Source organism: Candidatus Kapaibacterium sp. (assembly GCA_023957315.1).
Taxonomy (GTDB): domain Bacteria; phylum Bacteroidota; class Ignavibacteria; order Kapaibacteriales; family UBA2268; genus PGYU01.
The window spans coordinates 252,386-265,006 of record JAMLHE010000003.1; the positions used below are offsets into that span (position 1 = coordinate 252,386).

Annotated in this window: 9 protein-coding genes; 1 reads left to right on the plus strand and 8 read right to left on the minus strand. The window is 37.1% G+C overall.

Annotated elements, in window-relative coordinates; translation table 11 throughout:
* Positions 1–156 precede the first annotated feature (156 nt).
* A complete protein-coding gene (locus M9949_04560; protein ID MCO5250677.1) occupies positions 157–936 on the plus strand; it encodes a hypothetical protein in 780 nt (259 codons plus the stop codon).
* 656 nt (positions 937–1,592) lie between these two features.
* Here M9949_04560 and M9949_04565 read toward each other — a convergent pair.
* The 8 genes from M9949_04565 to M9949_04600 form a co-directional block, all read right to left on the minus strand.
* Positions 1,593–1,979, minus strand: coding sequence for a hypothetical protein (locus M9949_04565; GenBank protein MCO5250678.1), 387 nt, complete (start codon positions 1,977–1,979; stop codon positions 1,593–1,595).
* 299 nt (positions 1,980–2,278) lie between these two features.
* A complete protein-coding gene (locus M9949_04570) occupies positions 2,279–8,068 on the minus strand; it encodes a phage tail tape measure protein (protein MCO5250679.1) in 5,790 nt (1,929 codons plus the stop codon).
* 50 nt (positions 8,069–8,118) lie between these two features.
* Entirely contained in the window at positions 8,119–8,259 is a 141-nt protein-coding gene (locus tag M9949_04575; protein MCO5250680.1) for a hypothetical protein, read from the minus strand.
* A 71-nt stretch (positions 8,260–8,330) separates the two neighbouring features.
* Positions 8,331–8,816, minus strand: coding sequence for a hypothetical protein (locus tag M9949_04580; GenBank protein ID MCO5250681.1), 486 nt, complete (start codon positions 8,814–8,816; stop codon positions 8,331–8,333).
* Between the two features lie 31 nt (positions 8,817–8,847).
* Entirely contained in the window at positions 8,848–9,165 is a 318-nt protein-coding gene (locus M9949_04585) for a hypothetical protein (protein ID MCO5250682.1), read from the minus strand.
* Between the two features lie 15 nt (positions 9,166–9,180).
* Entirely contained in the window at positions 9,181–9,771 is a 591-nt protein-coding gene (locus tag M9949_04590) for a hypothetical protein (protein MCO5250683.1), read from the minus strand.
* Complete coding sequence (locus M9949_04595; GenBank protein MCO5250684.1) at positions 9,753–10,229, minus strand: hypothetical protein; 477 nt, start codon at positions 10,227–10,229, stop codon at positions 9,753–9,755. The genes M9949_04590 and M9949_04595 overlap by 19 nt, the downstream gene beginning before the upstream one ends.
* Entirely contained in the window at positions 10,222–12,600 is a 2,379-nt protein-coding gene (locus tag M9949_04600; protein MCO5250685.1) for a hypothetical protein, read from the minus strand. The genes M9949_04595 and M9949_04600 overlap by 8 nt, the downstream gene beginning before the upstream one ends.
* Between the last annotated feature and the right edge of the window lie 21 nt (positions 12,601–12,621).

A 12,621-nucleotide genomic window follows, 5' to 3' on the forward strand; every position in this document is an offset into this window, starting at 1 on the left:
TTAAATATCCTTACCCATTCTGTCATGTGTTACAACAGACCACGAACTTTTTTTAGTACAAGACATCTATCTTTAAAAAAGTTTTTGTACATTTGCTTGTCTTGTTATTGTAAAAACGGTCATGACTGAAATTTATAAAATAAAACAGAGGTAATCATGAAATCATATTGGATAATTCTGTTAATAATTCTTCCAATTATTTTAGCTGGTTGCCCTGAAAAAAATAATCCGACTATACCTAATCCAAAGGATACTTGTGAAGGCAAAAGAAATTTAGTTCCCGAGATAAAAATTTACGAAACCAACTTTACAGTAAAAGAACCATTGTTGGTACAAGATACTGTACTAGTAGGCAATGATATAACATTTGTTGCACCACCGGGTTTTAGCTCATATAAATGGCAAATTGGACTTGATGAAAGAGAATTCACTACAGAAAAAGTTACTTTTTGGTTTTCGTGGGATAAGGCATATACTAATTTACCTATTCGCTTGATAGTCAGAAATCCTATCGAATGTTTTGAATACACACAAGAATATGATACCGTTCATACAAGCATCTTTTTGCAACATAAGAGAAAAGCTAAAATTCTTGGCGAGTATTTCGGGACAAATGATAATAATCCCCTTGATACCATGACAGTAGAAATATTTTTTCAAAAAGATGAACCAACATCTTCGCTTTGGTATGTAAAAAATATAAACAGAGGTTGTGGTTATTTCCCAACTTCTGGCTTCAAAAAAAATTTAATTACCAACAAACAAGTAATTATTGACATGAATGGTTCAAAATACGAAGGATGTTATCATACTCGAGGAGAAGGTTATTTAGTGAGTACAGATGAAGATTCCTTAATATTTGACTATGCTTGGGGTGAAAATATTTTCAAGGGTGATACAATTTTCCAAACTTTCAGAGGCAGGAGGATAAAATGAAAAATGTCAATTGTGTTCTCTGCTTCCTTTGCGGATACTCTTCTGTCTTTGTAACAACTGACGGGCAGAAATTCCCCTCTTGAGAGGTGCCTGCGAAGCAGACGGGGTGGATTGTCTTATCTTTTCCCACGAATCATACGCTAGTCATGTTGAGCGAAGCGAAACATCCATGTCTTTTTTAAAAACTTGATTCTTCGCCTTCGGCTCAGAATGACCTGATAATAATTCCTTGCGCCCTTTGCGGTTAAATGTACTTCCTTTCCCAAAAAAATCAAAAAAGCCGAACTTACGCTCGGCTTTCTACTTTCGTGGGCCCGGAGGGATTCGGACGTGGTAATTGCCGAGAATAGATTGATGCCTGAAATCGCTTATAAACTAAGGTTTATCGAATTCTGATTTATACATAAATTGCTATATTGAGCTAAATTTTACTATATAATAATCCACGTATAATCCACACTTTTAACTATAATTAATTCCCCGAAATTAGCCGATTTGGCTGTTAAGGTTCGGTTTTTTAGGGTTATACCATATTAATAGGTATATATTTATTAAAAACCGAATAAGGGTCGTTTTTGCCGACTAATTTATATTATCCAAAAAAAGACCCGCCGATTTCTCGACGGGCTGTAGCATATAGGTTTTTCAACCTTTCGTTAATCGAGGTTTCTTAGTTCCTCAGGCATTTTTTCAAAAATACTTTGTTCAAGATTTGTAAAGTATTGTTGAATTTCTTGAAGTTTTGATTTTTCGTCAACCAAGAGTTCTTGGTCAATAACGAGAGCCAAACTTCTTTGAACAGTAGCAATTCTTTTCAAAGTTGGATTGAATTGCTTTGATAAGCGACGGTACATAGCGAGTTTTTCCATTAGAGCTTTGTGACCGTTTGTAGCTTTTGTTTCTGGAGCATTTGGAGTTTCTGCTTCCGGAGCGTTTGGAGTTTCAACTTCGATTGAAGTTTTTGGAATTTCTACTTCGTTTTGAGTAGTTGAATTGTTTGTAACTTCGTTTGAAGTTTCGGCTGATTTTAGTGATTTAGCCATTGTAAAACCTTTATAAATAATTTAAAAAACTGTTGTTTTGTCACCCCACTTTGGGATGACTTTTTTTTCCGATTTTCAAAAAACACAAATTAACTTTTGTTCATTTAACCTGTATCAAAAATAAGGTTTTTATGAATGTAATCCAAGAATTATTCTTAAATATTCCTGTAAAAATCCCTCGTAAAATGCCCCCATTCTATTAAGTGCGTATTAATATACCCGATTAAAAGAAAAAAATATTCCTATAAAGCTAAGAATTATTCTTAAACCTTATAGAAATATTTGATTAATTTTTGTTTTTATTTTGTTCTACTGTCATCAAAAGCATTTTCATTCACTAACATGATTTTCATTTTGCGAGCTGTGAATTCTGTGATTAACTTTTGATTCTCGACTGCTTCACGAAGCAATCGTATTTCTTGAATCAGAGGCGTCACTATATTTGTAGCCATTAGGGAGATATAAGCGATTAAGTCAACATCTCGGAACACCCACTCAGCATTACGTCCACCCTTCTCAGAGGCATCCCCTACTATTGCCGTTGGAACATCAAAACGTCCGCCTGATGCAAATGACATTATTGATTGTAAAAACGGTTCACTTAGCTTTTTGACAAATAACGATAAGGTCTGTTGAACTAATCCAAGTGCCGCTATGTTACCCGGAAATGGTATTGAATTGATAAACGATACAACACCCGGACTTAACACCAAATCCAATACGAATCCTTCAACTTTCTTTTGCAATATCCCGACTAACTGACCAAAAAATGCCCTCGCATTTTCAACCATCGCTTCTGTTCCGCCACCTGCGAATAAATCTGATTGAGCCTCTGTAATATTTTCGCCTAACAACTCCATCAATACCGCTAAGTCCGTTGTTTTTTGGTCTAATAGAATTTCACTATTATTCAAATCGTTAATCAATGGACTAAGCATCTGTAATTCCGATTCATTCAAACCACTTTGCTTAGCGATTTTACTATATTCTTCAAATAGTCTCTTAGATTCGTTTAGGCTGTCAGTAGTCCCGGCTTTCTCAGCAATTAACCTTGCATCTTGGTATTTCCGATTAGCTTCCAACAAACCGTTCATAACACTTTGGTCAATCTTGTTTTTATCTTGAACTATGGCGATTTCATCTTTTAATCGGTTACGCTCGGCAGTCAACAACTCCTCATCTTTCCGCCTTTGAAGTTCACGCTGTACACCAACTTTTTGTTGCTCCATTCCGATAAGTAAGTTTTGAAATTCAACTTCCTTTTGTTGCTTCTTTTTGCGATAATCATCTTCGATTTCTAATTTACGCTTCTCCAAATCTTCTTTGCTGATTAGCTCCATATCTCGAAGATTATCCAATTGCTTCAATTGCTCATTTTTACTTTCATCTAAATTGGCAAAGGTAGAGCTTTTGTCAATGGCAATTCGTTCTTGTTGGCTCTTATCATAACTTTCGGTAAACCTTTGTAGTCTCGCTTCCTGTTCGCTGTAACGTGCATCAATTAATTGACTTTCACTATCGTAATAACTCCGAACCTTAGCTAAACGTCTATCGTATTGAGTGGTGATTGTGCTTGTGATTGAGTTGCCTAAGTCAAATTCTTGTTTCTCTAAGTCCAGACCCTTACGCTTAGCAGTATTTAACCTTGCATTATATTCATTTTCGATTGCCAAACGTTGCTCTTCACTCGCATTTTCGCCAAGTTCAGCTAATTTCTTATCACGTTCTTGCTCGATTGCATTTATAGCTTCATTTTGGTCAACTAAGGAGCTTTTGATTAATTCAAGTCTTGCTTTATAACGCTCGATTATAATGCTGAAATCATCGTTTGATTTGATTCCGGCATCAATTTCAAATAACAACTTTTGATTCTCGAAATCATCAAATTCACGTTGCAATGCTACTTTGTCAAGTTTGATGTTTAACTTCAATTCGCTAATCTTGTTAAGATTTTCTTGAATAGTCCTATCCATATCCGCTACTGCTAATGCAATCTCTTTTTTCTCGTCAGGCTTTACTCTTAATCCAACATTAATAGCACCTTCGTTATCGCGAGTTATTTTATAAGTTTCTTCGAGAACTTTCTTTTGTTCGCGTAAGCCATCTAACTGCTTATTAGCGAGAACAAATTCATCAAAAGCAGTCTTTTCACGCTCAGCCTCCAATCTACTTGTTTCGTAATTGATTTCAAACATTCTTTGCTCGGTACTAATTGCCTTAGTTTTCTGGTCAACAATTGCTTTTGCATATTCATAAGCATTACGTCCGGCTCTTTCCACCTGCCCCGATTCAATCTTGATTCTTTCTTCCAGAGCATCAAGGTTCTTTTTTTCCTTGACTTGGTCTTTAAGACCTGTCAAGAGCTTAGACCTATCATCTTGTAGCTTTTTACGTTCCTCAGGGTCCCGCTCATCTTTTATCATTTTATCAATTTCGGCAATGGCAGATGTTTGTGATTTAATCATAGAATCGGCAGAACCTCTCGCTTCATCCCATGCTTTTGCTAAGTCACCAACTTTGAATCGCGCCCGTTCAGTCAATTTATTCGATTCAATTTGAGCCTTAACCATCTTGCGAACTTCCTCTTCCGAAAGTCCAAGTGTTTTCGCAACTTGCTTAAAAGTATCACCTGTATCAAATCCTGCTTTTTCTGATTGAGCTAATGCTTCAATCATTTTATCTTGAACAACTTCAATTTCATCGCTTACCAATTCATATTGAGTACGCAAATCGCTTGTATCTTTACCCTGCTCGATATGTTCATTAATTTGAGTTCTTAAGGTTTCAAGTTTCTTGCCGTTCTCAATGTAAACCCTCCCCTCATCGGCAATACCATCAATAAATTGCTTTTGCTTATCTTGTAAATCTTTACCGTATGCAGATTTTTGAGCAGATGAATAGTTCTTTACGGCATCAACGTTCACTTTGTAAGTATCTACTAATTTGCCGTTCGCATCTACTAATACACCTGTTTGCTCGACAGCATCCGGGTATGATTTTTTGATGGCTTCTGCGATTGAGGCTTTTTCCAATTCATCTGTGGTTTGCTCGAATTGCTCTACAAACTTCTGCAATTGGTTTTCATCATCAATTTTGCCCTTCAGCTTTACCATGTCACTTATCTTAGCTCCAATATCAGCTTTATTAGCTTCTTTTTGCAATTCGGCTAATTGGTCACGGAACTCTAAACGTGCCTCAGGGGGGATTTCAACACCCTCTAATGTTATTCCTACTTTACCCGCCTCTTCCAAGTTTTCACGGATGTTATTGCCGAATTTAGCGGCTTCTTTTCCGGCTTCATCATATTGTTTTTTCAAGTCTTTAATTATTTCATCATTTCCGCCCTTAGCTCCAATTTCAACTATCTGTTTTGCAAGTTCTTTTTGCTTTACAATAGCTTCAGAATACGCCTCAGATTGACTTTGAATCCCTTCTGTTATCTCTTGTTGCTTCTCAGATAATTTGTCCGAAAATACTTGGTTCTGTGCTTCAAGGAATGATTTCGCCTTATCGGCACTAATTTCCATTACTCGAACAACTTCCCCTTGCTCATTGATGATAGTTTTGAATCCCTTAACTGCCTGTGGAACGGTTTCGGCAATCGCTCTGGCAATATTGTTTCGCTCGATGTCATCTTTGGCATTTTCGTACTTAGTGATTAACTTCTCGACTTCTTTATTTTTATCTAAGTCACCTTTGATTTCAAGTGCTTGCTCGAGTGCATTATCTAGATTATTTTGCTTAATACGCGAACCAACATCTTCAAATGCTTTGCCAATAGCATTATTCAATTTATCTTTCAGTTTTTGCTCGAATTCTTCGTCACCGCTGATCCAATTTACAGGATTCATATAATAAACTGCGATTTCAAATAAAGCTCCCAATATTTCAGGCATACCTCTTGCAAATCCGATAACATATTCTTTAACATTTTTGATATACATCAAGATTCCATTAAGCGAATCTGCAACCGTACCAATCACTTGACCCATATGTTGGAATGCCAATCCCATTGATTCAGCCGATGATGCACCCTCTAAGGAAGAACCTGTCAATTCAAGAATTGTGTCAATAAAGCTAACGATTAATTCATACGCTACTTCGTATGGTGTAATGAAGTATTCGAATAGTATTTCACCCCACTTAAGCAATACATCAATATACGATTCCCCTATATCCAACAAACCCTCAAATATCGGTGCAAGTTTCTGCATCAAGTTTTGTAGTAATAAAGTCCCTTTAGCTAATAACTGTTGCCCCTTATCGGTTTTTGTCAAAAATAAGGTGACTGCACCGATTGCTGCAGCCGAACCTAACACCCATGGATTAAATGCCATTGGTCCTATTTTGCCGATTATACCACCGCTTTGAGCTAATTTACCTGATATTCCTTTCAATGCACCACCAAAACCATCAGCGTTCTTGATTAATGAACCAAATTGAGTTGATACAGATTTAACTTGACTTGCGATTTTGTCAACCGGAATTACATTCGCAAGTCCGGCAAACGTCGTTACCGTAGGAGCTAAGCTGTTTACCGTGTCCAAGAATACAACTGAGCTATCACCAAGTTTGCCAAATATCTTGAATGCGAATGCTTCAACTTGATTCAAGATTCCTTGTGCCTTAACACCGATTCCCTCACTTGCAATGGCGTATGCTTCTTCAACACTTCCTGCCGAATCTTTAATTGATGCCAAGTCAAGACTTGCTTTTAGGGCATTCTTTCCTGTAGCCGCTAATGCAAATTGAATTGATTCGATGCTCGAAAATGTATTAGCCGCATCCGTTCCCATTGAATCCATTGCAATACCAATTTTACGCATGGTTTCTTGTAGCCCATCACGCTCCAATGTTTCAAGAGAAACACCAGCTTCAGTCATTACTTGCTTTAATTGTGCTCCGGGTTTCAATAATTCTGCTATTGCTCCGCGAATTTGTGTTGCCGCTTGTGCAGTCGGTACACCCTGTTTTGTGAGTGTAGCAATTGCCGCCCCTACTTGCTCGAATGAAAACCCTGCAGCTGCCGCAATCGGTACAACTTGGCTTAACGAAGCATTCAATTCCGGAACAGTTGTTACACCATTTTTCACAGTTCCAAACAAAACATCCGCCGCTTTGCCGGCTGACAAAACATCAGTTCCATAAGCATTCGTTACAGCCGCTAATCCTTTTATAGCGGCGTTTGTGTCGGTCAAACCTGCCACAGCTAACTTAGATGCCTGCTCGACAAACACCATGCCACCCGCTACATCGGCAATACCGTCAGTAACTTGGATTGCACCTGCCGAAATGGCATTATATATACCCTCAGTTACGCCTGCAACCGTATCGGGAACACCTGAGGCTAAGTCAATTGCCTTTGTCCGAAACTCTTCAAAGTTCTGAACACCAAGAGTACCGATGTTTCTGAGTTGCTTATCAAAGTCTTTATAAGGGGTAATAAACTGACCAAATGCAGATGTTATCTTATGAACGGTATCTGTTAGCTGATTGAATTGAAATACTTTATTGCCAAAATCAATAGATTTATTGGTATCTTTGAGTGTTTTTAATTGCTTTTCGGCTTTGGCGATTTCTTTCTCTAATTTCTTGTATGTGTCAGTGCCTTCTTTGCCTGTACCTTTCATTTGCTCTAAAGAATCTTTTCCGCTTTTAACGAAGTTCTTCAATATTTTATCAGTATCACCAACCGTGCCACCAACTTTTTGGAATTCCTTAACAATCCCTTCCACGCTCAAATCATCAAAGCCCTCAAATGCCTCAAGCATTTTGTTAATTGCTTCATCATCTAAGCTGTTTATCATTTCATCAAACAATTGCTCGAGTTCGTTAAGTCCTTTTTCAACACCATCGGTATCAAATTCATCAAAACCGTCGAATGCTTCATCAACGGAATCACCAAATTGGTCTAATAAACCGATAGCATCGCGTAACCCTGCTTTTAAGGTATCGCTATCGAAGTCAATTTCAGGATGTAAATCTTTTAATTTTTGCTCGAGATTAGCAACTACACGCTCGGCACTTGCTGAATCTGCTTTATATTTTACAAGTAAATCGAGTATAAACTCAACATTCTTTGAAGCCACTTTTCCCCCCGGAATATAAAAAAACCTGCACTTATGGCAGGCTCTCGTTTTTATTTATTTGTTCTGTTTACAGCTCGAACAACGGCTCGCATTGCATCGGTGTATCTACCGTCTTTTACTTTGTCATATCGGTCTATCTCATCGCCCGCCAAGGTTGGGATATACCAAATATCATCCGTGTGATTACGCACACGCCTTGCTAATTCACCCTTATCGTACAGCCTTTTAAGCCTTTCTTGTTTAGCGAAAAGTTCCTCAATGGTTAGGCTTTCGCTGAGTTTGCCAAGAGCGTCGAAATCATAGCTATCTTTGTTTTGCTTACGCCTGTTGACCGCAGTTTTGATATCAGTGATTGCTTGCCCAGCTTGAACAAAAAATCGTTTATACATACCTCCATTAACCGGAATGAGCCGGAAAGATTCTCATCTTGGGAAGCAAGATTTGTTTCTTGGAGGTTATCAAAGGTTTCATTGATTTTAGAGATGTCAAAAGTTGGCACCTCGTCAATAAGTTTGAAAAGCAGATATTTCATTACATGGGTCTGCCATTGGTAGCCTTCTCCCCTTGTGACTGCTTTAACTTCGTCAGGTGGGTTTTCGGCTTGGTCAATATGGAATTGAACAATTGCCAAAGCAGGCTCGGCATTCTTAATTTTCAATAACTTATAATCATAGGTGTATTTCGCACCGTTTGCCTCAAAAAATACAGGCTCGTCTAATGTTAATTTTTCTTTGTTTTGGTCGCTCATGATTGCTAATTCCTTGATTTATTAAATAGTTTCATTTTATTCCTTCATTGCTCGGTATAACTTCGCTTTCTATGTCGGGCATTCCGCCCCAATTGTCTGCCATTACGGCATAAAGTCCAACTGCAAGCCGATGAACCTGTGCTTCAGATAAATCTAATTTTAATTGATAATCTATGCAATGGATAACTTCATGCAATAGCGTTTCTTTCTGTTCATCCGGGTAAAGTGCTTTGCGAATATATATTATGCCATCAAGATAGTGCATTTCACCGCTTCTTTCAACCAAAGGGCTATCATCAATAAAGATAATCTCAATCTTTTTGCCTAATATTCTTATAGTTTTGCTCAAAATTAGTCCGATTTATTAATTAAAAATTTTAACTCCGGTAGTGTCATTCGTAATGCTTTTGTATGTGCCATTAATTGAAATAACAAGTCTGAATCTATCACTTAATTGCTCGATGTCATAATGTATTGAACAACGTCTTTTGAGTTCTAAATACATAGCACCTCTTTCGTTAGGTGAATGTTTAGGGTAATAAATACCACTTTCTGCTAATTGCAAAGCTGGAGGTGGCACACCGTAATAAAGCCTTATTTGAGGTGTCAAATATTCATTTATGTCTGAAGATGAAATGCCATAATTATTAAATGTTTTTGATTGAGCTATAAAAGCGTCCAACTTCTCTAAAACATTATTTTCCACAGCATTGAATTTGTTAAATGGGCAATATAAAGTTGATAACAATTTATAACCAATAACGACCTGACCACCTTCCATATGGTTTTTCTTAATTGCCGTAATTTGGCAGGTACTTTCTTTTTCGAGATAAAAAGCAAGCAACAAATCATGGATTAATGTTTCGGGAATAACTGTTCCGGAATAAACCCATAAAGCATATGGATGAACAATGAATACATCTTGATTAGGATTATTTAAGATTGATTGTGCCACCCTGCCCCCGGATTTACTGCTTTAAAGTTGAATGTAATTACAGGAAATAGCACATTATTATCATCAAATGCAATCGGAAAGTTTTTATCAGTACAAATCACTTCAATGTAATTTGTCCATGCTCCATTACTCCATTTTTTCTCAGCTATATATTGATAAGGTGACTTCCAGAGATTAAGCAATTGTTCTAATTTTGTATAATCAATATCATTTGACGATAACTCTACAGACCAAATACGGTGAGCGTGCAAAGTATCTTGACCTTGCCTACCTCGCAAAGTAATATATTCGCGAGTAATTTTTTCATTCTGCATTGGCATATTGGTTGTTGGATGAAATATTCCTTGCCACCCTGTAATTTCATTAGTGGTTAAATAAGCATCAAAATCTAAACCTGACAAGTATGTTAATGCCGGCAAAGGTTTATCTGTGTAAACAAGTGTAATTCTGTTAGACATATGTAAACTCGCGGTATTTAATTTCGAAAGAATTACTTGTTAATGCCATCCCTACTACCATATAAGCATCTTCATCTACTGAAACATTCTCAAGCAATAATGGAGCTTGAGACAGATTTAAGCCGTCAACATCTGCTAATCGAATAAATACATTTTGATTAGGTATAAAGTTGTAATGGCTCGATTTTACAATGCCGTTACGCTTTATAGCAATAAGTTCTGCAGTTAGGGCATCATGCAAGGCTATACCAACAAAACGACCCATACAGTTTGATTTCGGCAATAAGTTTGAAACTGTTTCATCGCTATTTTGCATCATAGCAGAACCGCCATAAATCACTTCAGTTGTTTCGTGAACGGCAACTATTGAAGCATCATAATCCAATTCGTTACCTTGAAGTTCATCATGCTCTTTCATACTCAAAGGTGCTTCATCACTTGGCGATACTGCAAACCGTCTCAAATTATGCAATTTCAGGATTGTTTCCGGGTGATTTGGATTTCTCTCAATTCCAACTACTACGTAATCTTTTTCATCGGATAATTCTTCCCAAATGCCTGCAATTAATTCTTTTCTGTTATTTTCAATTAATTTGAGTTTGCTACCTAAGCGAACATTTTGCCAACTGCCATTTGAGCCGTCAGGACTTAATGAGAAACCGTTCCAACTTGGAATGGTTAATTGATATTCAGATAAAAAGAACTGCTTGTCATTGCCTAACAAAGCGTTAATATAGTCACTTAGCTTATCGAATGACAAGTCAACATTATTAATTCTAACATGGATTCTCGCTGTTGGTCTCCATATTGCCGTATCTGCACCAAGTAAATCAATTTGCTCGGTAGTAAATGGTTTAAGTTGAACATAAATCCCTGTGGTCAATACTTCATAGGTTTTGTAGATTGTATTTCCCGATAATGGAGCATATTCAAAAGTATTTATTGGCAATGTCCTTGTAACGGTGTTTTTAGTTCCACCACCATTAGGTACATAATCTCTACGAGATTTAGTATAAGCACCGATATTTGTGTTTAATAACAATCTATCAGGTGATTGTTTGCCGTCACGCTTTTTGATTTGCTCTTTTAAATTGACAAGAGTTTGGGATGTAACAAGTTCGTTAAGTATATTAGGAGTAACGGTTGTATCTGTTATCTCCATTAAATTGTCGTAACCGTCAACAGTATAAACAGTTCCTTGACCGTACAAGCTGACATTGTCCGATGATGACGATGAACTTAAGTTTATAGAGCCTTTCTCAGCATCTACGATATAAACAAAATCGTCACCTACTAAGCCCTCTCGACTTGTTATTTTAACCTCAATTGCTCGATTAGCTTTATAGCGTACAATTAGGTAACAACCAAAAGAGCGGGCAATATCGTATAACAAATCGGATAAATTGTCATGTTTCCAAAACGATAGTTCATTTTCAAGGCTGTTTAACTTGTCACCCATGTTAGGGTTAAGCATTCTACGATGTATAAATGGATTACTCCATCCGGGACCCGCAGGCGTAGAATTTAACTTCAATTCTATTTTTACATCATCTCGAACTAATGTTTGAGAAATTGAGTCAGTGGCACTTTCTGAAAGTTCGTAATCTGCTACTGAGGCTTTAAAACCTAACGAACCCGGCACAAGTTCAATCGTGAATATTGTGCCTGTAATTTCTTCAATTATATTTTCAGCTTTGGAAAAAAGCAGTAATAAAGCATCGTATAAAGATGCTGAACGGTAATACTGATATTCAAATTGTGAATCGTCAGGCAATACTCGCTTATAAGCCAATCTATTATTGGCGATAGCGTTAATATCTGCTATTGTAATTCTCGGTTCTAAAGCATCAAATATAGGGTTTGTGAATGAGCCGTCTGGTAGTTCGATTTTGGTGAAAAATGCTACCTGCTCGAATACCGAAACATCAAAACTAACTGTCGTAAATTGGTATTGTCGTATAGGGTCAATGTTTACATCGAATTGGTCACCTGCCCACTTTATATCATCCCCGGCAATCTCAGGTTTCAACTTTCCGATGTATTCGACACATTCTAAAATCGTATCATCATCAGTAAAATCAGGATTAGTAAATAAAGCACAATATCGGTTATTTCGTGTATCAAGCGAACCCAAACAAAATTGTAAAGCATTATCATCATATTCGGTACGAATTGCCGATTGGTCAATGGTAAAAGTCATAGTATCAATAGCATAAGCACCCTCAGTAATATTTAATTCCTGTAATGGTGCTTCGAGTTGGAAAATGTCAACAAACTGTGTGTTGGCAATAGAACCGTCAACAAGAAAGAGTTCATCGTAACTATCTGCCACAACGAACCTCTTTTCTTGCCAACCGTACTTTTTTTCCAAACGGCTATATTTCTGTACAAA

Excerpts from the sequence above, each read along its gene's own strand:
- M9949_04560 (MCO5250677.1), top strand. The coding sequence starts at position 157 with ATGAAATCATATTGGATAATTCTGTTAATAATTCTTCCAATTATTTTA.
- M9949_04565 (MCO5250678.1), bottom strand. The coding sequence starts at position 1,979 with ATGGCTAAATCACTAAAATCAGCCGAAACTTCAAACGAAGTTACAAAC.
- M9949_04580 (MCO5250681.1), bottom strand. The coding sequence starts at position 8,816 with ATGAGCGACCAAAACAAAGAAAAATTAACATTAGACGAGCCTGTATTT.
- M9949_04595 (MCO5250684.1), bottom strand. The coding sequence starts at position 10,229 with ATGTCTAACAGAATTACACTTGTTTACACAGATAAACCTTTGCCGGCA.